12 protein-coding genes are annotated in these 26,449 nt (G+C 62.2%); 5 read left to right on the forward strand and 7 right to left on the reverse strand.

The annotated features are described in order from the left end of the window. The first annotated feature begins 32 nt into the window (after positions 1-32). The 3 genes from NKF27_RS09190 to NKF27_RS21165 all read left to right on the forward strand — a co-directional run bounded on the left by NKF27_RS09190 (position 33) and on the right by NKF27_RS21165 (position 18,279). Positions 33-3,944 (forward strand): AAA family ATPase, encoded by a 3,912-nt coding sequence (locus tag NKF27_RS09190; RefSeq protein WP_253556191.1) that lies wholly within the window; start codon positions 33-35, stop codon positions 3,942-3,944. 406 nt (positions 3,945-4,350) lie between these two features. Further along, complete coding sequence (locus tag NKF27_RS09195) at positions 4,351-16,977, forward strand: VCBS domain-containing protein (protein ID WP_253556193.1); 12,627 nt, start codon at positions 4,351-4,353, stop codon at positions 16,975-16,977. Between the two features lie 66 nt (positions 16,978-17,043). Next, on the forward strand, positions 17,044-18,279 hold the full coding sequence (locus NKF27_RS21165; protein WP_301271189.1) for a calcium-binding protein: 1,236 nt from the start codon (positions 17,044-17,046) through the stop codon (positions 18,277-18,279). A 226-nt stretch (positions 18,280-18,505) separates the two neighbouring features. On the opposite strand, the gene NKF27_RS09210 is transcribed toward NKF27_RS21165, so the two are convergent. From NKF27_RS09210 to queC, 4 genes are all read right to left on the reverse strand, one after another. Beyond that, positions 18,506-18,811, reverse strand: coding sequence for a YkgJ family cysteine cluster protein (locus NKF27_RS09210; protein ID WP_253556194.1), 306 nt, complete (start codon positions 18,809-18,811; stop codon positions 18,506-18,508). A gap of 100 nt (positions 18,812-18,911) precedes the next feature. Beyond that, the gene (locus NKF27_RS09215; protein ID WP_253556195.1) at positions 18,912-19,757 is read right to left on the reverse strand and encodes a 6-carboxytetrahydropterin synthase; all 846 of its coding nucleotides are present in this window, start codon (positions 19,755-19,757) and stop codon (positions 18,912-18,914) included. Then, entirely contained in the window at positions 19,757-20,410 is a 654-nt protein-coding gene (gene queE, locus NKF27_RS09220; RefSeq protein WP_253556196.1) for a 7-carboxy-7-deazaguanine synthase, read from the reverse strand. Before queE ends, NKF27_RS09215 begins: the two co-directional genes overlap by 1 nt. Further along, positions 20,403-21,134: a 7-cyano-7-deazaguanine synthase QueC gene (gene queC, locus NKF27_RS09225; RefSeq protein ID WP_253556197.1), complete on the reverse strand. Its 732-nt coding sequence runs from the start codon at positions 21,132-21,134 to the stop codon at positions 20,403-20,405. The genes queE and queC overlap by 8 nt, the downstream gene beginning before the upstream one ends. 257 nt (positions 21,135-21,391) lie before the next feature. Here queC and yegQ point away from each other — a divergent pair, with 257 nt between their 5' ends. Together yegQ and NKF27_RS09235 are read left to right on the forward strand one after the other, a co-directional pair. Next, a complete protein-coding gene (gene yegQ / locus NKF27_RS09230) occupies positions 21,392-22,708 on the forward strand; it encodes a tRNA 5-hydroxyuridine modification protein YegQ (RefSeq protein ID WP_253556198.1) in 1,317 nt (438 codons plus the stop codon). Positions 22,709-22,806: 98 nt separating this feature from the next. After that, positions 22,807-23,217 carry an SRPBCC family protein gene (locus NKF27_RS09235; RefSeq protein WP_045990888.1) on the forward strand — a complete coding sequence of 137 codons (411 nt, stop codon included), beginning with the start codon at positions 22,807-22,809 and terminating at the stop codon, positions 23,215-23,217. A 63-nt stretch (positions 23,218-23,280) separates the two neighbouring features. Here NKF27_RS09235 and NKF27_RS09240 read toward each other — a convergent pair whose 3' ends face one another. The 3 genes from NKF27_RS09240 to NKF27_RS09250 form a co-directional block, all read right to left on the reverse strand. Then, on the reverse strand, positions 23,281-24,786 hold the full coding sequence (locus NKF27_RS09240; RefSeq protein ID WP_253556199.1) for a diguanylate cyclase: 1,506 nt from the start codon (positions 24,784-24,786) through the stop codon (positions 23,281-23,283). 245 nt (positions 24,787-25,031) lie between these two features. Continuing rightward, entirely contained in the window at positions 25,032-25,268 is a 237-nt protein-coding gene (locus NKF27_RS09245; RefSeq protein WP_253556200.1) for a DUF2789 domain-containing protein, read from the reverse strand. A gap of 98 nt (positions 25,269-25,366) precedes the next feature. Further along, positions 25,367-26,413 carry an asparaginase gene (locus NKF27_RS09250; RefSeq protein WP_253556201.1) on the reverse strand — a complete coding sequence of 349 codons (1,047 nt, stop codon included), beginning with the start codon at positions 26,411-26,413 and terminating at the stop codon, positions 25,367-25,369. Positions 26,414-26,449 lie beyond the last annotated feature (36 nt).

Genomic DNA, 26,449 nt, shown 5'->3' on the forward strand with positions numbered 1-26,449 from the left:
GGCCGATAGCACCGCCACGCAGGGACACCATCATGCGGGACGCCCAACACGATGCTTCCCAGATAACGGACCAGGACCACCTGGCACTCTTTGGGCACTTTTCCCTCAACCTGGGAGACGATGTCCTCGTTCAATTCAGCTACGACAAGGTCAAGGCGCTGCTGGTCTACCTGCTGCTGCATCAGCAGCCGGTCAACCGCGCGACCCTGGCCGAACTGCTGTGGCCCGACCAGGGGTTGTCCTCCGGTCGCACCAACCTGAGACATGCCCTTCACTGTCTGCGTCAGTCGCTGGGGGATGAGGCCGACAAGGTGTTGACGGTGTCGCGCCAGACCATCGCCTTTCAACTGCCGTCGCAATGGGGGTTCGATGTTCATGAACTGCAGCGGCTGCTGGAGGGCAGTCGTGACATCGACACCCTGGAAGAATTGCTGGGGTTATATCGAGGCGACCTGGTGGAGGAGCTACAGCTGCCGGCCTGTCCCGACTTCCAGCGATGGCTGATTCAGGTGCGCAACGAGTGGCGCCAGCGGGTCATTCGCTTCGCCGAAGACGTGCTCGACCAGGAAGGCAGCATCCCCGATGCGTTGTTGCAGGAGCTGGTCAGCCGATTTTCCGGTTACGCTCCCTTTCATGAAAAGCTGGTGCGCCAACTGGCCGAGCAAGGCCAGATGGCGGCGGCGCATGAGCAGTACAACGCCTTCCTGCAGTTGCTGGCGCTGTCCGGGCAACAGCCAGACCCCAGTTTCCTGCAGTTGGCTTGTTACTGGTCCGACGGACAGCCCGAAAATCCGTCCTTGTCGCCCAAGGGCGCCTTCTCGCGGACCCTGGCGATGGACAGTCCGCCGCTCGGCGAAGAGGAGGTCGAGCACAGGCAGCTGTCGGTCATGGCGATTCGCCTGACACTGGACGGCGACATGGGCAGCCGGGCCGAGACGCGGGCCTGTCTGGCATTGCAGATCGAACTGATGCGCTGGCTCGAGAAGCAGTGCCACCATCTGGGAGGTTTCTGGTTGCCTGGGGCCACGGGCGGGCTGGGGCTTGCCTGTTTCGGTACCCATGGGCCGGCGCATCAGCTGGCAGAACTGGTGGCCCTGTACGAACACTGTCGACGTCTGTTGGCGGAAGAGTTGCAGCGACACTGGACCGGTGAAGGGAGCCTGCCCCACATGACCCTGGCGGCGGGCCTGAACAGCGGCCAGGTGGTCTATCTGCCGTCGCGCCACCTGGTGGACCCGCTGGGTCAGGTGACCCAGCGGGCACTCGACTTGATGAGCGCCGCCGAGGGCAGCGAACTCGTCATTTCTCAGGAGGCCAGCCAGCACATGCCGCCGGCGCTGGACCTGCAACCGAGGTTGTTTTCGCGGTTGGTGGCAAGCGACGGCCGAGTCCGCCTGCGTGCCCTGGTGCTGGGCACCAATGAGGGCGGCCGTGACGCGACGCCGCCAAGCCTGGTGGGGCGCGAGAACGCGCTGCGCATGCTGCGCGATGCACTGGCGCGGGCCGGTATCGGCCTGCGTCAGAGCGTGCTGGTGAAGGGGCCTTCCGGGCTTGGCAAGTCGGCACTGCTGGTAGGGTTTCGCCACCTTGAGCAGAGTCGCGACGCCACCATCTGCTGGCAGCCCAACACCCGCATGTCGGTGCAGGAATCCTATGGTGTGGCGCGCCACCTGGTGCGCTGGCACCTGGGGGGCGAGATCGACAGCGAGGGCCTGGCGGCGTTGGTCGAGCGCCTGGGCCTAAGCGAGCTGGATGACGACGATATTCGTTGGCTCGAAGAGGCCATGGGTATTCGCGAACCTCACGAAGTCTCGCTGCTTGCGCAGAGCAGCGAGGCGGTGGAAGCGGTGGTGGCGCTTCTGCATGGGCTGATTCATGAGCTGTCACAGGAACGTCCGCTGGTACTGATGATCGACGACCTGCAGTGGGTCGACGAGCCATCGTTCAAGGTGCTGGCCGGCCTCCAGGCGCGGCTGCCGATCAACTGTCCGCTGTTGTTGATCGCCAGCCATCATGGTCGTGAATCCTTGCCCACCCGACTGCACTGGGATCAGCAGATTGCGCTTGGCAGGCTCGACGCCATGCAGTCGTCGCGGCTGTTGACCCAGCTGGCTCGGCGCTATCGGCTGCATCTGTCGCCGCGCCTGCGGGGCCAGATCATCGAGCGCTGCGATGGCGTCCCGCTCTACCTGCAGGAGATCTGTCGTCGTCTCGACATGGACCGGCGGGAAGGGCGTAGCGTCCAGCTCGACGAACTGCCCCACGGCCTGCTTGGCCTGTTGACCAGTCGCATCGATCAACTGGATGGCGATCGCGAAGTGGCGCACATCGCGGCGGTGCTGGGTCGCCACTTCCGCTTCGACTTTCTGGCCGAGTGCAGTGGTTGGGAGCCGGAACGGCTGAGCCGGGCGCTGGAAGAAATGCGTCGACTCGAGATCATCGAGCCGTCCGATGGTGACGTGGGGGCGCGAGAATTTCAGTTCACCCACCAGCTGTTGCATGAGGCAGCCTATCTTTCCTGTCCGCGTGACGTGCGGGTCGACATGCATCGCCGCGTGGTTCAGTTGATCGAAGAACGTTTCCCGGTGTGGATCAGTCGTCATCCCGGTGACTTCGCCATGCACCTGCGGCGCAGTGGTCACTACGCTCGAGGCGCGCGCTACTTCGAGCTTGCCGCCCGGGAGGCGCTCAAGGTCAGTGCCAATCGCACGGCGCTGAAGATGGCCGACGCCGGCCTCGCCAGTCTGCGCCAGGTCGAGCCCCAGGCAGAGCGTGAAATCAGCTTGCTGACGGTGCGTGGTCAGGCCGCTTTCGCCCTGGAGGGGCATGGTTCGCCTACTGCCCACGAGAGCTTCGTCAAGGCACGTGAGCTGCTGGCTGAGTGCACCACCGACCTCGAGGATGAGGACGATCTCGAGCAGGCGTTCCTGGTCAAGTGGGGACTATGGGTTGGCTGCAGTCAGCGCAACGCCCACGCCGACGCCTTTCTGCTGGCCTCGCGGCTGAACGATCTCGCCTTGCGTCTTGAGGACCCGCGCTACCAGCGCCTAGCCGACTACGCCGGGGCAAGCTGTGAGTACTGGGCTGGCAGAATTCGCCAGGCCTATGACCATCTGGAAGAGCTGGATCCGCTGAACAAGCCGATGATGATCGAGTGGTTGCCGTTCTCTGACCACCCGCAGGTGGCGGCTGCCTGCTTCCAGGGATGGGCGCTGTGTCTGCGTGGCGACTACCAGCGGGCGGAACGCCATGTGGAATCGGCCATTCGCCTGGCGGAAGAGATCCATCATCCCGGCAGTCTGGCGATGGCGCTGATGTACGCCTCCGCGTTGTACCGCCAGCTTGGGCATGTCCACGAAGCGGCCAATCGGGCCCAGAGAGCGTATGAGCTCACCGGCAGCTCCGATCTGCACCTATGGCAGGTCGCCTCCCGTGCGGTACTGGGATGGCAGCAGGCGTTGGCGGGGAGTCGTGAAGGCCTGCAGCAGCTTCAGGCGGCCCACGAGGAACTGGCGGAAGTGACCGGCCGGGACCCGAGTCAGCGTCCGAACCTGTGGTACGTGGACGCCTGTCTTGCCATGGGGGAGCTGGAGCAGGCCGAAGACTATCTGGATCAGTGTCTGCTGATGGCCCGAGAGCGCACGACGCTGTTTGTCCCGGAGCTTGCCACCCAGTTGGCGCTGGTACGCCACCGCCTGGGTCGCGACGCCGAAGCGGTACGGACCCTCGCCGAGCAGGCGCGCACCCAGGCGGAGCGGGACGGCAACCTTCATCAGTTGCTCGGGGCTCTGGAAGTCTGGCTGACGTGTGTCGATCCCGACGACGATGCGGTTCGAAGCGAGTTTCGCCGTCTGCTGTCCCAGGTCAGCCTGAGTGATGCGCCGGTGTTGATGCGCTGGCGAAGCCTGCTCGATCGTCGGGTATCGCAGACCACCGACGCTTGATGCGCTAGCTGCCCCTTCACTGACGTCTCAGCGACAAGACGACGCCCGACTGGCTTGGCCAGTCGGGCGTTTCTGTTTGTTTCTTACAGGCGTCTCGAGCTGTCAGCTCAAGGCGTCCCCAGTCTGTCTGTTCTCGCCGCCAGCGCTCCTGTGCAAGGGCCAATGTTTCACCACGCTGTTCCGAAATCAGCATGAAAAAGAAGAGAAAACGTACAAAAGTGGCAGCAAAAAGCATGGCTTTCTATGGTGACTAGGAAGAAAGCAGTATCTCGGAAGGTGCATTACTTGATCGTAGCGACTATTGGCCATTGGTACAGTGTGTAACGACGTGTAGCGTAAGTAGTATTCTTCGTACCAGTTTACTAGCCATTGTCTTACGCCCCGTTACGAAAAACTCGAGGTCCCCGTGCCTGTTACCATCGCTATTGTCAGCTCATTGCAAGGAAACGCCTGGGTCAAACGGCCGAATGGCGACGTCATCGCTCTGGAAGAAGGGGATCGTCTGGAGGTCGGCGATATCGTCATCACGGCGGACGGCACCCTCGTGACGCTGCAGTTTGCGGACGGCAGGCCCGGTGTCACCCTGGTCGATGCGCAGCAGGTTTCGTTGCCTGAGGATATGGGGCAGGGCGATGCCAACTCCGTTGACTTTCTGAGCCGCGAGGAAGTTTCGGAGCTGCTGGAGCTGATTGCCGAGGGCAACACCGACATCCTCGAAGCGATCGAGGAACCTACAGCGGGCGACGTTGCGGGTGGGGGCAATGATGGGTTTGACTTCGTTCGTTTGATGAGAATTGCCGAAGTTTCTGGCTCACAGTTCTACTCCTTTGGTGATCCTCTCCAGATCGGACCGTCTGAGCGCGGGGAAGTGGGCGGTACACCGCTTGAAGAGCTTGAAGAGGAAGTCGACGCAGGCTCCCCATCGATAGAGTTTGAAGACAGTGATGGAGAGGCATCTGCCGGCGTCAACGGTGCCGTTGAGGGCGGTGAAGAGACCGTGACCGGCAGTTTTACTGTGTCTGCGCCGTCGGGTGTTGCATCGATCGGTGTCGCTGGGCGAGAGATCGCGAGTGCTGCCTCCGAGTTTCCGCTGGTGCTTGAAGGTGAGCACGGTACGTTGACCATTACCGGCTTCGATCCAGAAACCGGAATCGCCACTTACGATTACACCGAGAACGGTTTGGCTGCCGACCACACTGCAGGTGATGGTAGCGTGTTTGATCGTTTTGACATCGTGGTGACGGATGCTGCCGGTGGCACTGTCACTGAGAGTCTGGCGATCAACATCCTCGACACCGAGCCCGAGGCCGAGGATGACACCGCGGCATTGGGTGAGGATGCCGATACGGCAATCAGTGGCGACGTGCTGACCAACGACACCGCCGGCGCCGATCCCATGTCGTTTGACAGCTTCAGCGACGCCGACACGGCAAGATACGGCACCTTCACCGACAACGGTGACGGTACCTGGAGCTACCGTGTCGATGCTGACAACGCCGAGGTTCAGGCGTTGACGCAAGGCGAGACGCTGACCGAGACCTTCAGCTATACGGTCTCCGACGACGAAGGAGACACCAGCACCGCGACGCTGACGATCACCATCACCGGCAACGATGACGACGTGCCGACGATCGAGATTCCCGACGGCAACGAGCCGGAAAACAGTCAGCCAGGTGATCCCGAGTCGGTGGCCGGCGATCACAGCGTGGTGGAAGGCAGCGGTGCCACGACCCCGGTCAGCACCATGACGGTGGCGGCGGAGGCCGGCATCACGAGCGTGACCCTGACCGACAAGGACGGTAAGGCCGAGAACATCATGGGTGCCCAGGAGGGCGATGACTCGACCCATGTGACCATCGTGGGTGATCACGGCAGCGTGACGGTGACCAACTTTGACGCGGCCAGCGGCGAGATCACCTACAACTACACAGAGAATGGGCTGAGGGCCGATCACAGCGGCAGCGATCCGGTGCTGGACAGCTTTGCGCTGACGGTGACCGACAACGAGGGTGACAGCTCTAGCGCTGCGCTGGAGGTCAACGTCCTCGATACCGTGCCGTTGGCGGAGGATGACGCTGCTCGTGTCGGGGAAGATAGCGGCTCGCCAGTCATTGGAAATGTTCTGGAAAATGACCTCTCCAGAGCCGATGGACTGAGGTTCGAAGGCTTTAACGACACTTCAGCTAAATATGGCACTTTCACCGACAACGGTGACGGTACCTGGAGCTACTCCGTCAATACGGTGAATGCTGCGGTACAGGCACTTGATGATGGCGAGCATCTGGTAGAGACCTTCAGCTACACCGTCAAGGACACAGATGGCGACGTCAGCACTGCGACCTTGACCGTGCTGATCGACGGCAGCACGGATGGTGATCCCAATGTGGTGATTCAGGATAGCGATGGTGACCTCTCCGTCGGCGACAACAGCGTAGTGGAGGGCAGTGGTGAGACGGTCTCTGGTGCGATGCTGCTGACAGCCACCGCCGGGATCGCTACAGCGACCATTGCAGGTTCGGATATCACCGGGGCCACCAGCGACAATCCGGTGGTGATCGAAACCGATCAAGGCAAACTCGAAATCACTGGTTTCGATAGCGGTGTCGTTGAATATCGCTATACCGATAACTCGCAACGAGCAGATCACGACGCCGGCGATGGCAGTGTTGTCGATCGCTTCGAAGTAGTGGTGACGGACACTGCTGGCGAAAGCAATTCCGACAGCCTGGATATCAGCATCTTGGACACCGAGCCCGAGGCCGAGGATGACACCGCGGCATTGGGTGAGGATGCCGATACGGCAATCAGTGGCGACGTGCTGACCAACGACACCGCCGGCGCCGATCCCATGTCGTTTGACAGCTTCAGCGACGCCGACACGGCAAGATACGGCACCTTCACCGACAACGGTGACGGTACCTGGAGCTACCGTGTCGATGCTGACAACGCCGAGGTTCAGGCGTTGACGCAAGGCGAGACGCTGACCGAGACCTTCAGCTATACGGTCTCCGACAACGACGGCGACAGCAGCACCGCGACGCTGACGATCACCATCACCGGCAACGACGATGACGTGCCGACGATCGAGATTCCCGACGGCAACGGGCCGGACGGCAGTGATCCCGATGATCCGGCATCGGTGGCCGGCGATCACAGCGTGGTGGAAGCTAGCGGTGACAAGACCCCGGTCAGCACCATGACGGTGGCGGCAGATGCCGGCATCACGAGCGTGACCCTGACGGACAAGGACGGTAAGGCCGAGAACATCATGGGTGCCCAAGAGGGCGATGACTCGACCCATGTGACCATCGTAGGTGATCACGGCAGCGTGACGGTGACCGACTACGATGCGGCCAGCGGCAAGATCACCTACTTCTATACCGAGAATGGGCTGAGGGCCGATCACAGCGGCAGCGATCCGGTGCTGGACAGCTTTGCGCTGACGGTGACCGACAACGAGGGCGACAGCTCGAGTGCTGCGCTGGAGATCAACATCCTCGACACCGTGCCGTTGGCGGAAGATGACGCGGCTCGTGTCGGGGAAGATAGCGGCTCGCCAGTCATTGGAAATGTTCTGGAAAATGACCAGTCCAGGCCCGATGGACTGAGGTTCGAAGGCTTTAACGACACTTCAGCTAAATATGGCACCTTCACCGACAACGGTGACGGTACCTGGAGCTACTCCGTCAATACGGTGAACGCTGCGGTACAGGCACTTGATGATGGCGAGCATCTCGTTGAGACCTTCAGCTACACCGTCAAGGACGCAGATGGTGACGTCAGCACTGCGACCTTGACCGTGCTGATCGACGGCAGCACGGATGGTGATCCCAATGTGGTGATTCAGGATAGCGATGGTGACCTCTCCGTCGGCGACAACAGCGTAGTGGAGGGCAGTGGTGAGACGGTCTCTGGTGCGATGCTGCTGTCAGCCACCGCCGGGATCGCTACAGCGACCATTGCAGGTTCGAATATCACCGGGGCCACCAGCGACAATCCGGTGGTGATCGAAACCGATCAAGGCATGCTCGAAATCACTGGTTTCGATAGCGGTGTCGTTGAATATCGCTATACCGAGAACTCGCAAAGAGCAGATCATGACGCCGGCGATGGCAGTGTTGTCGATCGCTTCGAAGTAGTGGTTACCGATATTGCTGGCGAAAGCAATTCCGACAGCCTGGATATCAACATCCTCGACACCGAGCCCGAGGCCAAGGCTGACACCGCGGCGTTGGGTGAGGATGCCGATACGGCAATCAGTGGCAACGTGCTGACCAACGACACCGCCGGCGCCGACCCCATGTCGTTCGACAGCTTCAGCGACGACGACACGGCAAAATACGGCACCTTCACCGACAACGGTGACGGTACCTGGAGCTACAGTGTCGATGCTGATAACGCCGAGGTTCAGGCGTTGACGCAAGGCGAAACGCTGACCGAGACCTTCAGCTACACCGTCTCCGACGACGACGGTGACACCAGCACCACGACCCTGACGATCACCATCAACGGGGTTGACGATGACGTACCGACGATCGAGATTCCCGACGGCAACGGGCCGGACGGCAGTGATCCCGATGATCCGACGTCGGTGGCCGGCGATCACAGCGTGGTGGAAGCTAGCGGTGACAGGACCCCGGTCAGCACCATGACGGTGGCGGCGGATGCCGGCATCACCGGGGTGACCCTGACCGACAAGGACGGTGTGGCCAAGGACATCACCGAGGCCGATAGCGCGAGCGGCAAGACGGTGACCGTCAATGGTGTGCACGGCAGCGTGACGGTTACCGACTACGACGCGGCCACCGGCGAGATCACCTATAGCTACACCGAGAATGGCCAGAGGGCCGATCACAGCGGCAGCGATCCGGTGCTGGACAGCTTTGCGCTGACGGTGACCGACAACGAGGGTGATAGCTCGAGCGCTGCGCTGGAGGTCAACATCCTCGACACCGAACCCCAGGCCGAGGATGACACCGCGGCATTGGGTGAGGATGCCGATACGGCAAGCAGTGGCAATGTGCTGACCAACGACACCGCCGGCGCCGACCCCATGTCGTTCGACAGCTTCAGCGACGACGACACGGCAAAATACGGCACCTTCACCGACAACGGGGACGGTACCTGGAGCTACAGTGTCGATGCTGACAACGCCGAGGTTCAGGCGTTGAAGCAAGGCGAGAAGCTGACCGAGACCTTCAGCTATACGGTCTCCGACGACGAAGGAGACACCAGCAGCGCGACGCTGACGATCACCATCAACGGGGTTGATGATGACGTACCGACGATCGAGATTCCCGACGGCAACGGGCCGGACGGCAGTGATCCCGACGATCCGGCGTCGGTGGCCGGCGATCACAGCTTGGTGGAAGCTAGCGGTGACAAGACCCCGGTCAGCACCATGACGGTGGAGGCGGATGCCGGCATCACGAGCGTGACCCTGACCGACAAGGACGGTAAGGCCGAGAACATCATGGGTGCCCAGGAGGGCGATGACTCGACCCATGTGACCATCGTAGGTGATCACGGCAGCATGACGGTGACCGACTACGATGCGGCCAGCGGCGAGATCACCTACTTCTATACCGAGAATGGGCTGAGGGCCGATCACAGCGGCAGCGATCCGGTGCTGGACAGCTTTGCGCTGACGGTGAGCGACAACGAGGGTGATAGCTCGAGCGCGGATCTGGAGATCAACATCCTGGATACCGCGCCCGTGGCAGAGGATGACGCCAACGTCATCGAAGAGAATGCCACCTCGGTCAGCGCTAATGTGATCGATGGAGTGGGGGATCCGGCGGTCGGGGCTGACATTCAGGGCGAAGACAAGCCCGACGTCACCACCATCAGCAGTGACAACGTATCGGGGAGCAGTGCGTCCGTTCCCGCCACTGGTGAGGTGTCGATTCAGGGCCAGTACGGCACCCTGACCATCGCGGCGGATGGCAGTTACAGCTACTCGCTGGATAACACCAACGCGACGGTGCAGGCGCTGAAGGGCGACAGTGCTGCGCTGAACGAGGTGTTCAGCTACACCCTCAAGGACCTCGACGATGACACCAGCAGCGCGACGCTGACGATCACCATCAACGGGGTTGATGATGACGTACCGACGATCGAGATTCCCGACGGCAACGGGCCGGACGGCAGTGATCCCGATGATCCGGCGTCGGTGGCCGGCGATCACAGCGTGGTGGAAGCTAGCGGTGACAAGACCCCGGTCAGCACCATGACGGTGGCGGCGGATGCCGGCATCACGAGCGTGACCCTGACCGACAAGGACGGTAAGGCCGAGAACATCATGGGTGCCCAGGAGGGCAATGACTCGACCCATGTGACCATCGTGGGTGATCACGGCAGCGTGACGGTGACCAACTACGACGCGGCCAGCGGCGAGATCACCTACTTCTATACCGAGAATGGGCTGAGGGCCGATCACAGCGGCAGCGATCCGGTGCTGGACAGCTTTGCGCTGACGGTGACCGACAACGAGGGCGACAGCTCGAGTGCTGCGCTGGAGATCAACATCCTCGACACCGCGCCCGTGGCAGAGGATGACGCCAACGTCATTGAGGAGAATGCCACCTCGGTCAGCGGTAAAGTGATCGCGGGTGCGAATAATGGCGCCGGGGCTGACACCCAAGGCGAAGATAAGCCCGACGTCAGCGCGATCCGCCACAGCAACGTGGCGGCGGACAAGGCGACCTCCGTTCCCGACGATGGTGAGGTGTCGATTCAGGGCCAGTACGGCACCCTGACCATCGCGGCGGATGGCAGTTACAGCTACGCGCTGGACAACACCAATGCGACGGTGCAGGCGCTGAAGGGCGACAGTGCTGCGCTGAGCGAGGTGTTCAGCTACACCCTCAAGGACCTCGACGATGACACCAGCAGCGCGGCGCTGACGATCACCATCAACGGGGTTGATGATGACGTACCGACGATCGAGATTCCCGACGGCAACGGGCCGGACGGCAGTGATCCCGATGATCCGGCGTCGGTGGCCGGCGATCACAGCGTAGTGGAAGGTAGCAGGGACGCGTTCGATGGCACCATGACGGTGGCGGCGGATGCCGGCATCACGACGGTGACCCTGGAAGGCGAGGACATTACCAAGGTCCGCGCGGGCGATGACTCGACTCATGTGGCCATTAATAGTGCGCACGGCCGTATTACGGTGATCGACTACGACCCGGCCAGCGGCAAGATCACCTATAGCTACACCGAGAATGGGCTGAGGGCCGATCACAGCGGTGACGCCACGGTGCTGGACAGCTTTGCGCTGACGGTAACCGATAACGAGGGCGACAGCTCGAGTGCTGCGCTGGAGATCAGCATCCTCGACACCGCGCCCGTGGCAGAGGATGACGCCAACGCGATCCAGGAGAATGCCACCTCGGTCAGCGGTAATGTGATCGCGGGTGCGAATAATGGCGCCGGGGCTGACACCCAGGGCGAAGATAAGCCCGACGTCACCACCATCAGCAGTGACAACGTATCGGGGAGCAGTGCGTCCGTTCCCGCCACTGGTGAGGTGTCGATTCAGGGCCAGTACGGCACCCTGACCATCGCGGCGGACGGCAGTTACAGCTACGCGCTGGACAACACCAACGCGACGGTGCAGGCGCTGAAGGGCGACAGTGCTGCGCTGAACGAGGTGTTCAGCTACACCCTCAAAGACCTCGACGATGACACCAGCAGCGCGACGCTGACGATCACCATCAACGGGGTTGATGATGACGTACCGACGATCGAGATTCCCGACGGCAACGGGCCGGACGGCAGTGATCCCGATGATCCGGCGTCGGTGGCCGGCGATCACAGCGTAGTGGAAGGTAGCAGGGACGCGTTCGATGGCACCATGACGGTGGCGGCGGATGCCGGCATCACGACGGTGACCTTGGAAGGCGAGGACATTACCAAGGTCCGCGCGGGCGATGACTCGACTCATGTGGCCATTAATAGTGCGCACGGCCGTATTACGGTGATCGACTACGACCCGGCCAGCGGCAAGATCACCTACAGCTACACCGAGAATGGTGCGAGGGCCCATCACAGCAGTGATGCTACGGTGCTGGACAGCTTTACGCTGACGGTGACCGACAACGAGGGTGATAGCTCGAGCGCTGCGCTGGAGATCAACATCCTCGACACCGAGCCCGAGGCGGTTGCCGACGCTACCGAGACGGCGGAAGACACGGCGAAAACCTACAACGTGTTGACCAATGACACCCAGGGCGTCGATGGTGCCACCCTGACCGCTGCCTCCGTGCGGGGAGGCGACAGCGTCGGTACGGTGTCAATCGATCCCAACGGCGAGATCACCTTTACCCCGGCGGGTGGCTTTGAAGATGACGCGGTGATCGACTACACCATCACCGATGGTGACGGTGACGAGTCCTCTTCGACATTGACGGTGACGGTAGCGAAGGACTCCACGCCCACCTTGCCGGGCGACGACGGCAACCCGAATACCGCGAGCCCGACGGCGACCGTCGACGAGGACGGTCTGGCCGGCGGCAAGGCCGGAGGCACCGACGATGTGACCGGAGAGGCCACCGTCACGAAGGGCGACCTGGGCTACAGCTTTGGCGACGATGGCGCCGCGAGCAGCAACGCCTTCCAGTGGAACCTGAGCGGTCTGCCGACCGACCTTGAGACGGTGGACGGGCGTACGGTGAGCTTTGAGCGCAGTACCGATGGCCACACGCTCACCGGATCGGTGACCGATAGCAACGCAGAAAAAGAACCGGTGATCACCATTACCCTGACCGATCAGGCCGCAGGCAAGTACGAGGTGACGCTGCATCAGGCGCTGAAGCACGCAGCGGGCGACAATGAAAACGACCTGACGTTCGATGCCGGCTACACTGTGACCGATGCCGATGGCAGCCAGGCCAACGGCACGCTGTCGGTGTTGATCGATGATGACAGCCCGGTGGCGGACGACGACAGCGCGACCCAGAGTGCCGATAACGAAAACCAGCCGGTGACGGTCAATGTACTGGCCAACGACGCCGTGGGTGCCGATGGTGCGACGCTGACGAGCGCCGTAGAAGTGGTGCCGCAAGGCGCCGCTTCCAAGGGCAGCGTCAGTATCAACGCGACCACCGGTGAGGTGACCTTTACTCCGAATGACGGCGCCGAGGGCCCGGTGGAGATTCGTTACACCCTCACCGACGGTGACGGGGACACCAGCGAGGCGATCCTGAGCCTGACCCTGGCAGACGACTCCACGCCCAGCGTGCCGAGCGACGACGGCGACCCGAATACCGCGAGCCCGACGGCGACCGTCGACGAGGACGGTCTGGCCGGCGGCAACGCCGGAGGCACCGGCGATGTGACCGGACAGGCCACCGTTGCGAAGGGCGACCTGGGCTATGACTTTGGCGATGATGGCGCCGCGACCAGCAACGCCTTCCAGTGGAACCTGAGCGGCCTGCCCGACGACCTTGAGACGGTGGACGGGCGTACGGTGAGCTTTGAGCGTAGTGCCGATGGCCACACGCTCACCGGATCGGTGACCGATAGCAACGACGTCGCCGAGTCGGTGATCACCATTACCCTGACCGATCAGGCCGCAGGCAAGTACGAGGTGACGCTGCACCAGGCGCTGAAGCACGCAGCGGGCGACAACGAGAACGACCTGACGTTCGATGCCGGCTACACCGTGACCGATGCCGATGGCAGCCAGGCCAACGGCACGCTGTCGGTGTTGATCGATGATGACAGCCCGGTGGCGGCCGACGACAGCGCGACCCAGAGTGCCGATAACGAAAACCAGCCGGTGACGGTCAATGTCCTGGCCAACGACAGCGTGGGTGCCGATGGTGCGACGCTGACGAGCGCCGTAGAAGTGGTGCCGCAAGGCGCCGCTTCCAAGGGCAGCGTCAGTATCAACGCGACCACCGGTGAGGTGACCTTTACTCCGAATGACGGCGCCGAGGGCCCGGTGGAGATTCGTTACACCCTCACCGACGGTGACGGGGACACCAGCGAGGCGATCCTGAGCCTGACCCTGGCAGACGACTCCACGCCCAGCGTGCCGAGCGACGACGGCGACCCGAATACCGCGAGCCCGACGGCGACCGTCGACGAGGACGGTCTGGCCGGCGGCAACGCCGGAGGCACCGGCGATGTGACCGGACAGGCCACCGTTGCGAAGGGCGACCTGGGCTATGACTTTGGCGATGATGGCGCCGCGACCAGCAACGCCTTCCAGTGGAACCTGAGCGGCCTGCCCGACGACCTTGAGACGGTGGACGGGCGTACGGTGAGCTTTGAGCGTAGTGCCGATGGCCACACGCTCACCGGATCGGTGACCGATAGCAACGACGTCGCCGAGTCGGTGATCACCATTACCCTGACCGATCAGGCCGCAGGCAAGTACGAGATGACGCTGCACCAGGCGCTGAAGCACGCAGCGGGCGACAACGAGAACGACCTGACGTTCGATGCCGGCTACACCGTGACCGATGCCGATGGCAGCCAGGCTAACGGCACGCTGTCGGTGTTGATCGATGATGATAGCCCGGTGGCGGCCGACGACAGCGCGACCCAGAGTGCCGATAACGAAAACCAGCCGGTGACGGTCAATGTCCTGGCCAACGACAGCGTGGGTGCCGATGGTGCGACGCTGACGAGCGCCGTAGAAGTGGTGCCGCAAGGCGCCGCTTCCAAGGGCAGCGTCAGTATCAACGCTGCTACCGGTGAGGTGACCTTTACTCCGAAGGCCGGCGCCGAGGGCCCGGTGGAGATTCGTTACACCCTCACCGACGGTGACGGGGACACCAGCGAGGCGATCCTGAGCCTGACCCTGGCAGACGACTCCACGCCCACTTTGCCGGGCGAAGACGGCAACCCGAACACCGCGAGCCCGACGGCGACCGTCGACGAAGACGGGCTGGACGGCGGCAACGCCGGAGGCACCGGCGATGTGACGGGAGAGGCTACCGTTGCGGAAGGGACGCTGGGCTATGAGTTTGGCGACGATGGCGCCGCGACCAGCAACGCCTTCCAGTGGAACCTGACCGGCCTGCCCGACGACCTTGAGACGGTGGACGGGCGTACGGTGAGCTTTGAGCGCAGTGCCGATGGCCACACGCTGACCGGGACGGTGACCGATGATAGTGGTAATAAAGCGTCGGTGATCACCATCAAGCTGACCGATCAGGCCGCAGGCAAGTACGAGGTGACGCTGCACCAGGCGCTGAAGCACGCGGCGGGCGACAATGAAAACGACCTGACGTTCGATGCCGGCTACACCGTGACCGATGCCGATGGCAGCGAGGCCAACGGCAAGCTGTCGGTGCTGATCGATGATGATATGCCCCAGGCATTCGAAGCGGAAGGACTTCTGGCCAACGGCATGGTGGGAGATGTCTTTGCAGATATCGTAGGTGCCGATGGTGTGGGCTCACTGGTATTCGCCTCGTCCATCGACGGCCAGGAAGTCACAGGCATCCATGGTGGGAAGGTTCTCACTTCTGCTGGAAAGGGCCTTACCTATCAACTGGATGGTGATGGCAAAACACTGGAGGCCAAGACCGGCGATGATGAAGTGGCATTCGAGGTTGTTCTAGCGGAGGATGGATCCACCTATTCGGTTAACGTATTTGATGACGAGCTTAGAGCGTTCGCCGATTCCGACCATGATGTTGACGAATACCAAAGACACGTGGATTATCAACACCCCACGAATCCCAAGTTCGATGGTGACAAATACCTTGAGTTCGAGGGCCGCGAGGGGGCTCCGGACGTGCTGGTATCGGCCTGGAGCAAAAATGGCAATAGTGCTTCTTGGTTTCAGCACGGTATGGGCTCCGAGCTGTCCGTGGGCGGCGACTCCCTGACAGGCCATAATGAAGTGACGCGCTTCGACTTTGTCGATAATCTTGAGTTCTCGAATAGCGAAGCAAGCTGGGACAATCATCGGGGTGTGACGCGTTTCGAGCAGGTCGTTTTCAACGAAAAACCAGCTAATGCGAGCCTTGAAATCAAGGTGTTTGCCTGGGCCGATGATGAGGGCAACACCAGTGGCCATCCTTACGCTGAGAGCACTGACGAGACGATATTTATCACGAAGGAGAATGTTCGCGTCTATAACAGTGCGGGCACTGATATTACTGCGAATGTAAGCTTTACCGAGAATGCCAACGGCACGCTTAGAGTGTTTAACTTGCCGGACAACGTCCGGTTTGAGCTGACCACCGATGAAGCCTTCGAGGCGGTCGAGATTCGTGGTACCGATGATTCATGGGCCCATTCGCTGGGTGATTTCAATTACACCTGGCTGGACGAGGCACTGTCATTGCCGGTGGAGGGTACGGATGGTGATGGTGACAGGGCAAACGGTAGCCTGGAGTTGACGTTACCCTCGGAGGCTACGTCGGCAGCGCTGACGGGGTTCGATACCTTAGAGCCTGAGGCCAGGGTCGCTGAGGCGAACCTGGCCGATGGCAGTCAGCCAGACGCCAACGAGCTTTCTCGCACAGGTTCGTTCAATCTATCTACGCCCAATGGCTTGAAAGAGCTGAAGGTCGGCACTGAAAGCCTGACACTGTCAGAGCTGCAGGCGCTTTCCAGCAGCACTCCGGTCGTGCTGAGCACTGACTATGGCACCTTAACACTGACCGGATATAGCGGTGATGTGAGCGGAGGCACGCTCAGCTACGAATATCATCTTGATAGGAAGGTAGACAACGACAGTCAGGCGGGTGCAAATGATGAAGGCTATGCTGATGCCTTTTCGGTCTTGGTTATCGATTCTAAGGATGGTTTCGCCAGCAGTGTGCTGGATATCGAGATTATCGATGACGCACCGAGGGATTTCACTCCCGATGGCGCCTTCCTTGTGTCCGGCGAGGGCGGTGCAGTCAACTTCAGCACTAGCGGTGCCGACGGTCTAGAGTCACTTGGCTTCAGTCCCGCGATGGATGGGGCTGAGGTGAAAGGCCTTGGTGGCGGAACGGTGACCACGTCGACTGGCGAAACGCTGACCTACCATGTGATCAGCGATGGCAAGGCGGTGTAAGCAAGAACATCCGGCGGTGATGTCGTCTACCGGGTCAGCCTGTCAGCGGATGGATCCAACTATTCGGTGGAGGCCTTCGATAATGATCTCAAGGCCGTTGGTGACTCTAGCCCGTCGATGATCAGTGACGGCAGTGGCCTCGGTTCATATTACCTTACCATCGATGGTAGCAATGGCGCCCCCGACGTCCTTGTCTCCGCCAGATCAGTATATTCAGGTAATTCAACAACAGTTGTGGCGAATGGTTCGAAGATGGGGGCGGGTTTTGATTATTATACCGGCGGTGGCGAAGTCGTGCGTTATGACTTTGTTGACAACCTTGATGTTTCGTCTAATGTCCCGAGTTGGGACGATCATCGTAGTGCCATTCGCTTTGAGCAGACGATCTATCAGGCGAGACAACTTACCCCGCAGTTCATAGTGACGGCTTTTGCATGGGCTCCCGATGGTGACAAAGACAGTGGTCGTCCCAGCGATCACAATCAGGACCAGAAGCTTGACCTCGATGCGGGCGATGTGCGCATTTACAACGGATCGGGTGTTGACATCACTTCCCGGGTAACGATTATAGAAATGACTGATGGCGCGCTTCGGTTGAATAATGTACCTAGCGGATCGAAGTTCGTCTTGACAAGCGATAAGCCCTTCGAAGCATTGGAGCTGAAAGGTGTTGGTGACTGGGAGGGTTTCTCTCAAAGCACCGATTTTAAATACACCTGGCTCGACAAGACACTGCCTTTGTCGCTGGAAGGGACGGACGGTGATGGAGATACTGCTGAAGGGCTTCTGAACCTTACTCTGCCTGATGAGGATTTGGAGTTAACTGGCGGAACCGGCAATGACACCCTGATTGGTGGAAGCGGCGATGACGATCTGTCTGGAGGAAGTGGCGCGGATGTACTGATTGGTGGCGCTGGCGATGATGTCCTGCTTGGAGGGCTAGGGTCTGACACCTTCGTGTGGAATCTGGGAGATGCCGGCAGTGCTGACGCCCCTGCGCTCGACGTGGTCAGCGACTTCCAGGTCAAGGACCCGAATGCCGACAAGCTGTCCCTAAAGGATCTGCTCAACGACTTTGACTCCTCGAGCACTGACCCTGACCAGTCGGCGCTGGATAGTTTTGTCTTCGCCCAGGAGGAAGACGGTGGCACCGTGCTCTACATCAAGAGCGATGGCGGGCTCGATGATCAGCACAGCAACGCCGACCAGAAGATCACCCTGGACGGGGTCAGCATGGAGGGTCAGTCGTCGGAGGCCTTCCTGACGATACTGCGTAATAACGGGCAGCTCGACGTGGAGTAGACCTGGGTCGTCATGACCAGGGTTGTCATGAAGGTCGTTACAAGGAAGGCTGGGCCACCTTTGGGTGGCCCGGTCTTTTCTTGTTGGTGGATCACTGATGGGGCATCAGTCGAGTGGGCATCAGTAGGGAGCGCAGCAAGAAGGGGGCGTGCTGAACACACCAGGTGCAGATGATGCTGAGCGACGGCTACTCGGAGCAAGTCAGCATGATTCAGGTCAGCCCGACTCAGGTCAGACGTTCGAGTTCGTCAATATTGGCCAGTGCCTGGTCTCTGTGGCTGCCGCAGATATCGGTGTCGTAGTCGAAGCGCTCGCACACCGCCGGACGCTCGGGTCGGCCGAACAGGCGGCACAGGTTGTCGTCGTCGAGCTGCACGCAGCGGATGCCGGCGGGCTTGCCCGCCGGCATGCCGGGAATCGGTGAGCTGATCGACGGCGCAATGCAGCAGGCGCCGCAGCCGGGGCGGCAGCCCTGTTCGCCGGTCGCTGTGCGGGCCTCGTGCGGCGAGGAGGAGGCGATCAGTTCGCTCATGACGTCGGTTGGCTCATGGCATTCTTCAAATGCGCTTGGTTGTCTCGGTGGTCGGACACTCTTGCCGATCTCGAGACGTTATCGAGAAGTTATCGAGAAGTTATCGAGATCGTTCGCCGGGGCTTCTTGCCGTGGCGCCCTTGTCGACGCCTTCATAGGCGCGCACCGCGGTGTCCTCTCCGGTGTCTCGGGCGACGGTCGCCGCCAGCCACTGGGCGATGCGTTCCACCGTGGTGGCGCCGGGCAGGACGTGACAGCGCTCGCGGGGCAGGCGCAGGTGAAACAGGCCCTGGGGCGAGCGGTAGCCGCACTGCAGCATTTCGCCCTGGTGCTGTTCCAGGTCGTGTTCGTCCACCAGGTAGGTATCGTCGAGCCAGCGGGCGTAGCGGCGCTCGAGCTCCGGCTGTCGCACGCCGCGCTGAACGATTTCCAGCCGCGAGCGGTGGCCGTGGGCGATACGCTGGCAGTTGCCGGCGTGGCGGCGAAGGCCGTGGCTGTATGTGTAGGCGGCGCCATCGATGGACTCATCGGCGAGGCTCAGTTCGATGCTGGATACCCGCTCGGGCGGTTGGCGCATCAACTGGCGTGACAGGTGCTCGGCCATGGCCTCGGGGGTGATTCTGCGCCAGGGTAGCAGGGTAAAGGCCTGGCGGGGCCCGCGCACCTCCATGGCGTAGGGCGTCGTGGTGCGTACGCAGATACCTTCGCGACATTCGCTGACGCTGACGCCAGGGGCTTCGGTAGGCACCAGCAGGGTGTGATCGGCGCCACCGTCGAGACGCGCCTTGATCCAGGGTTTGACCTCGCCGAAGTCGAACAGCATGCCGTCTTCACCGAGCTCTCCATCGAGTTCGACGTCGACCAGCCAGCTCGCGCCGATCAGTCCACGATCGGGACACCACAGCGACACGTCGAGATGTGTCAGTCGTCGTACAAAGAGTGCCATCAGTCGATCCCCGCGATCTTGTGGGTCTGCAGCGACAGCCGCCAGCGTGGATGCGCCATGCAGTGCGCTACCGTGGCTGAGAGCGGCTCCTTGCGAGCGTCGCTGGGCATCAGCCCGGAGGTGTCCATCGGCTGCAGCAGAAAATGGTCGAAGTCGAGCCCCTCGAAACGTTCCGGCGGGGCGTCGGTCTGGGGATGGACGAGCTTCAGCTCGTCACCGCGGGTCTGCACCAGCGGCGCATTGCCCTTGGGGCTGACACATAGCCAGTCGATACCGTCCGGCGCGGCCAGAGTACCGTTGGTCTCCACGCCAATCTCGAAGCCGGCAGCGTGCACCGCGTCGATCAAGGCGGCATCCAGCTGCAGCAGGGGCTCGCCACCGGTGAACACGACGTAGGGCGTGACACCCTCGTGGGGGTGTGGCCACAAGCGGGTGATGTGCTCGGCCAGGGCGCCGGCGGTGGCAAAGCGTCCGCCGTTCTGACCATCGGTGCCGACGAAGTCGGTGTCGCAGAAGCGACACTGGGCGCTGGCGCGGTCCTGCTCGCGACCCGACCAGAGATTGCAGCCGGCAAAGCGACAGAAGACGCTGGCGCGGCCGGCCTGTACGCCTTCTCCCTGAAGGGTATAGAAGGCTTCCTTGACGCTATACATCCTGGTGCGCTCCGCCCTGGTCTGCCTGTGCAATCGCCGGCTCCTGCCGGGTATTGGCGGCGTAGGCCAACGGATCTTCGACAGCCTGGTCGGCGAAGGCGGCGAGCCGCTCCAGACAGCTGCCGCAGCGGCCACAGGCCAGGCGACGGCCCTCGTAACAGGTCCAGGTGTCGCGGTAGTTCAGTCCCATGGACAGTCCGTCGGCCAGGATCTCGCTCTTGCTGGACCGTAGATAGGGTGCGTGGATCTCTACCGGCGAGAAATTGGCGATGGCGGCCACCGCATTCATCTGCTCGACAAACTCGGGACGACAATCCGGATAGAGCACGTGGTCACCGCCGTGGGCGCCGTAGTCGACGCGACTGGCGCCGATATTCACCGCCTTGGCGATGGCCAGCGACAGCAGCACCATGTTGCGATTGGGGACCACCGTGGCGGCGAGGTTGTCTTCGGCGTAGTCACCGCCAGGGATCTTGCGATTGGCGTCGGTCAGCGCAGAGTTGTCGATCAAGCCATGGATGGCGGTGATGTCGACGACCTGATGAGGGATCTTCAACTCCTGACAGACATGGCGGGCCACCTCGAGTTCGCGGGCGTGGCGCTGGCCATAGTCGAATGACAGGGCGTGAACTTCGAGGCCTTCGTGCAAGGCGCGATGAAGTACGGTGAAAGAGTCCATGCCACCGGAGTAGATCACCACGGTGGAGCGGGAAGTCGTGCTCATGAAGGGGGTCTCGATTCGGAGAATTTGGGGTGGCGACAAGAATCGCCAGCGGCCGGGGTCCGGTCCGGCGCGACAAGGGTAACGAAAGCCGGACGGCAACACCAGTGCGGCGTTGATGCCGGCGACTTGCTCCTTGTCAACGTCCGTTGCTCGCGGTTGTGGCAGGCTGCGCGGTTTACTGCTGTCTGCCCGGTTTAATCCCGAACCATGCCCGGCACAAGCCCGGACCAAGCCCGGCCCACGAGAGAGACGCCTGGATGAATGCCCCTGAACTACTGTCACCGGCCGGCACCTACCGGCATATGCGCTTCGCCTTCGCCTATGGCGCCGATGCGGTCTACGCCGGTCAGCCGCGCTACTCACTGCGTGTGCGCAACAATGACTTCGGCCTCGACAACCTGACTCGAGGCATCGCTGAGGCCCAGGCGCGTGGCAAGCGCTTCTACGTGGCCTCCAATATCGCTCCGCACAATGCCAAGCTCAGGACCTACCTGAAGGACATGGCGCCGATCGTCGAGGCGGGGCCGGATGCGCTGATCATGTCCGACCCTGGCTTGATCATGATGGTGCGAGAGCGTTGGCCGGACCAGGTGATACATCTGTCGGTGCAGGCCAACGTGGTCAATCACGCGGCGGCTCGCTTCTGGCAGTCCCAGGGCATATCCCGGGTGATCCTGTCGCGAGAGCTGTCGCTTGAGGAAATCGCCGAGATCCGTGCCGAGTGCCCGACCCTGGAGATCGAGACCTTCGTTCACGGTGCCCTGTGCATCGCCTATTCCGGACGCTGTCTGCTGTCGGGCTACTTCAACCGGCGCGACCCCAATCAAGGCACCTGTACCAACGCCTGTCGCTGGAACTACCGGACCCACCCGGCCGGCACTGACGCCTGTGGCGATCTGATCCCGGCGCAGGACGTGGCACAGGGCTGGGAGGAGAACTCGGCGCTGATCGAGGATCCTCAGCGACCTGGCGAACTGATGCCGGTGTTCGAGGACGAGCACGGCAGCTACATCATGAATTCAAAAGATCTGCGCGCCGTCCAGCATGTGGCGAGGCTCGCCGAGATGGGGGTCAGTTCGCTGAAGATCGAAGGGCGGACCAAGTCCCCCTACTACGTGGCACGTACGGCCCAGGTCTATCGTCGTGCCATCGATGACGCCGTGGCCGGGCGCCCCTTCGACATGGGGCTGATGGATGAGCTCGAAAACCTGGCCAATCGGGGGTATACCGAAGGCTTCTACCGACGCCACGTCCACGACGAGTATCAGAATTACGAGCGTGGGCACTCGGTGGGCGTCCACCAGCAGTTCGTCGGCCAGGTAGTGGGTCAGTCGCGACCAGATTGGCTGGATATCGAGGTCAAGAACCGCTTCGAGGTCGGCGATCGCCTCGAGCTGATGCTGCCCTCCGGCAACCGTCGCTTCACCCTTGAGGCGATGGAGGCGGGCAACGGCAGCGCGCTGAAGGTAGCGCCCGGGGATGGTCACCGGGTAAGGCTCAAGCTGCCGGGGGAGGCGCTGTCGCCTGATGAATTCGAGTTCGCTCTGTTGCTGCGGGACCTGCCGTCAGCCTGATGATAGGCACGGCTTTACAAGGGCCTGGGGAACCGGGATGCTAGGCTCCGTAGCAGCCTTACCTTGGAGCATCCCTCAGGCAAGGAGTCGGTCTGGCCATGCCCACCATCGAACACAGCGCCACGCTTCCCGCGCCTCCCGAGCGCGTCTTCGCCCTGCTCGAAAAGGTCGAGGATTTTGCCGACTATTCGGATCTGATCACCGAGATCGAGCCGCTCGGGGACGATCGCTATCGCTGGCATGTCCACGCGGTCGGCATGGACTGGACCTTTGAGGTGCAGGTGACCGAGAAGTCGCCGCCCAGCCGGCTGGCCTGGGAGTCGATCGACGGTGTGCGCAATCAGGGCCGCTATGAACTCGAAGCGGTCGATGAAGGTACCGCGGTCAGCCTGATCGTCGACTACCAGATCCGCAATCGGCTGGTCGCCAAGGCGGTCAATCGCGCGGCTCGCCCGCTGGTCGCCAAGGTCAGCGCCCAGATCCTGGAGCGGGTCGAGGCGCGTCTCTAGCGAGCGACTTGGCGTCTACTGCCGCGGCGTCTGGCGTAGATCCTGTTCTGATCAGGTGCTGCTTCAGGGGGTTTCCCTGGTGCGCTCCTGCTGTTGTTCACATTGACTGATGCGGGCACGGCCGGCCTGCTTGGCCTGGTACATCTGCAGGTCCGCCTTTTCCACCAGCGATGCTGCTTCGATGCTGTCCATGCCGGGCTGCCATTGGGCGATGCCGATGGAGGCGCTGACGTAAAGGGGGCGCTGGTCGACCTGGGCCATGGGCTGCTCGGACAACCACTGCTGTAGCCGCTGTGCGACTCGCAGTGCTCCTGCCTCCGGCGTGTTCCGCAGGGCGATGACGAACTCCTCTCCGCCGTAGCGGGCCGCCAGGTCCGACTCACGGATTGCGTCGCGCAGGGTAGCGGCGACATTGACCAGCACGATGTCGCCGAGCCGGTGGCCATAGCGGTCGTTGAGCGGCTTGAAGTGATCCAGATCGAGAAACAGCACCGACAGCGGTCTGTCTCGGGTATGGGCGTCCTCGAGCATCTCCTCGAGGCGCTGTTCCAGCGCGGCGCGATTGGCAAGGCCGGTGAGGGCGTCGGTGCTGGCGCGCACATCCAGTGCCTCGTTGTCGCGCTGGAGCGATATCAGCTGGTCCTCACGATGGTGCAAGCGCTCGGCCAGGCTCATGGTCAGCCCATGCAGGCGCTGCTTGCCGGCGACCAGCAGGCGTTCGATATCCTCATCTGCCGACAGCGTGGTGGCGAGAAAGTCCGGCAAGGTCTCAAGGCGACTCGCGAGCTCATCGACAAGACGTGCCTGGGCATTGCCGTCCATGTTCATGCGTCGCTGAAAGCGATGAAGCACGGCGGGGATGGCGTCGCTGTCGTCGTCCAGACAGCATCCGGCCAGTTCGTCGGCCAGCTCCAGGCAAATGCCGTCGAGCCATTCGTGGTGACGCTGGTCTTCCGGCTCGAGAGGGCGCTGAAGGAACAGGCTGGTGGGCAGCTGCCAGCGCTGTGCCAGCCAGCTCGACGCCTGGTCGCGGTCGCAGCCAAGATGCCGGTGTTCCAGAGCCAGGCGCTGTTCGCGGGTGGCGGCCTGGGCGGTCAGCTCGAAGTAGTTCGGGTCCAATGCGTACAGCAGCAGTACCCCGACCTCGCGTAGCAGGGCGCGCGTTGACAGTTCGCCCGGCTGGCGGGGATTCACCACCTTGGCGATGGCCGGAATCAGGTGCGCGGCCGCGAGGGTACGTCGCCAATAGTCGGCCAGGGGGCCGCGGGTCGCGTCGCGCACAAGGGTGAAGCCCAAAAGCGCGGTGAGGGTGCCATCGATACCGAGGCGTGTCACCGCGTGCTCGCAGCAGATGACGGGATCGCTACCGCGGCGATAGTAGGGGCTGTTGGCCAGCCGCAGCAGCTGCAGGCACAGGGCCGGGTCACGGGACAGCAGGGTCGCGAAGTCGGTCAGCGGCGCGTCGTGATTGCTCGCCAGTACCAGCAGCTCGGATACCACGGCAGGCAGAGAGGGAAGACGCGTGGCGGGCTCGAGCCGCGCTTCGATATCAGGGGGAAGGCAGGTCACGTCGAAAAGGCCATCGATTGTCGTTGTGCGATTGGTGTCAGGGCCGATCCATCGGCCTGATAGTGGCGCGAGCCGCCGACATCAGCGGCTCGCGCAGCGGGCTTTGGCTTAGTCCGAAAAGTCGACGAGCGATGGTCAGACAAGGCAAAAATCGGATAGAAAGCGCTGTTTACGAGGTGTAAATGAGCATCTTGACCCGATTTTTAACGCCGTATTACCGAGCGCAGGCACTTTTCGGACAAGCCCTAGGGTTTGCGCAGTGAAGCGTCCAGATGATCTACCACCTCGGCCCAGTCGGCATCGGCCTCGATGGCTTCGCGCAGAAATTCCGCCTGTCCCTCGTTCCAGCAGGCCGCATCGGGCAACTCGACCCCTTCGGGAATCGGCGAGTTGCGATCGATAAAGCGTTTGATGGCTTCCGGTTCGGATGCCAGGCCCAGCTGTTCAAACAATTCGCTGAAGGGATGATCCGGGTGTTCCATGAGCAACTCCTTGTCATGACGGGGACTTCCTAACCTTACTCCATCATGGCCCCTTGAGTGTCAACAGAGCATAAAATTGCTGTCCGACCTGCGGGTTGTCAACCTCGTTCACCGACCAGCGGGGTCCGAAACAGCCGACGCCTCTGCTCCAACGAGAGGGGCAGCGACAGCAGGTGCACCAGTTTGGTATAGGCCGCCTCAGGCGTCATGTCGTCGCCGGATACCACCTCGGCGTCGGCCAGCATCTGGCCAGCGGCGTAGTGTCCGATGTCGATGGTTCCGTGAGGGCACTGGCTGATCGCGACCAGTAGCTTGCCCTGGCCGCTGGCCTCTGCCAGCACGGCGCCAAGTTCGGGGTCGTCAGGCACATTGCCGCCGCCCCACACCTCGATCAAGGCGCCCTTGACGCGGTCATCATCCAGCCATGCCGCCAGTTGCCATGGCTGAATACCCGGCCACAGCACCACCCGAATCACCTGCTCCCCCAGGCCATGATAATCGCCAAGCTCGTAGCGGGGCGCACCGCGCTGCGTTGCCTCGAGGCTGTGCTCGCGATACAGCCGGACGTCGTTGCCGTGGCGCTCCCCCAGCAGGTCCAGGTTGGGGCTTTCGAAGGCATCGGGTTCGCGAGTGTGCCACTTGCGTGCACGACTTCCCCGCAGCAGCTTGTCGCCAAAGCTCACCGCCACTTCCTGCAACTCAGGCATGGCGGCGTAGCGCAGCGCGCTCTCGAGGTTGTACAGGGCATCACTGTTCTGGTGGGCCAGCGGCGCCATGGAGCCGGTGACCACCACCGGGCGATCGATGCCCTGAAGCTGGTAGGCCAGGCTCGAGGCGGTCCAGGCCAGTGTATCGGTGCCGTGAAGCACGACCACGCCGCGATGGCTATGGGCGCGTTCGGCGATCAGCACTGCGAGCCGGGCCCAGTCTTCGGGGCGTGCGCCGCTGGAGTCGATGGGTTGGTCGACCTCGAACCAGCTAAAGGGTGACAGGGCGGTCCGGCGATCGTCAGGCAGCGTGGCCAGGGCCTCGCGCACCCGGGCTTCCATGTCGGGGCCGGGGGCGAGGCCGGAGGGCGTCTCGATCATGCCGATGGTGCCGCCGGCATAGATCACCAGCACCGGGTCCAGGGGTGAGTGGGTCATGGGTGGGCTTCCTGCACAAGGAGTGAAGACACGAGT

Origin of the sequence: Halomonas sp. DN3 (genome assembly GCF_024137905.1) — a bacterium.
Lineage (GTDB): Bacteria > Pseudomonadota > Gammaproteobacteria > Pseudomonadales > Halomonadaceae > Halomonas > Halomonas litopenaei.

What these genes read in the sequence shown, in the direction of transcription:
- NKF27_RS09190 (WP_253556191.1), top strand. Translation starts at nt 33, where the DNA reads ATGCGGGACGCCCAACACGATGCTTCCCAGATAACGGACCAGGACCAC.
- NKF27_RS09210 (WP_253556194.1), bottom strand. Translation starts at nt 18,811, where the DNA reads ATGAGCGAACTGATCGCCTCCTCCTCGCCGCACGAGGCCCGCACAGCG.
- NKF27_RS09215 (WP_253556195.1), bottom strand. Translation starts at nt 19,757, where the DNA reads ATGGCACTCTTTGTACGACGACTGACACATCTCGACGTGTCGCTGTGG.
- queE (WP_253556196.1), bottom strand. Translation starts at nt 20,410, where the DNA reads ATGTATAGCGTCAAGGAAGCCTTCTATACCCTTCAGGGAGAAGGCGTA.
- queC (WP_253556197.1), bottom strand. Translation starts at nt 21,134, where the DNA reads ATGAGCACGACTTCCCGCTCCACCGTGGTGATCTACTCCGGTGGCATG.
- yegQ (WP_253556198.1), top strand. Translation starts at nt 21,392, where the DNA reads ATGAATGCCCCTGAACTACTGTCACCGGCCGGCACCTACCGGCATATG.
- NKF27_RS09235 (WP_045990888.1), top strand. Translation starts at nt 22,807, where the DNA reads ATGCCCACCATCGAACACAGCGCCACGCTTCCCGCGCCTCCCGAGCGC.
- NKF27_RS09245 (WP_253556200.1), bottom strand. Translation starts at nt 25,268, where the DNA reads ATGGAACACCCGGATCATCCCTTCAGCGAATTGTTTGAACAGCTGGGC.
- NKF27_RS09250 (WP_253556201.1), bottom strand. Translation starts at nt 26,413, where the DNA reads ATGACCCACTCACCCCTGGACCCGGTGCTGGTGATCTATGCCGGCGGC.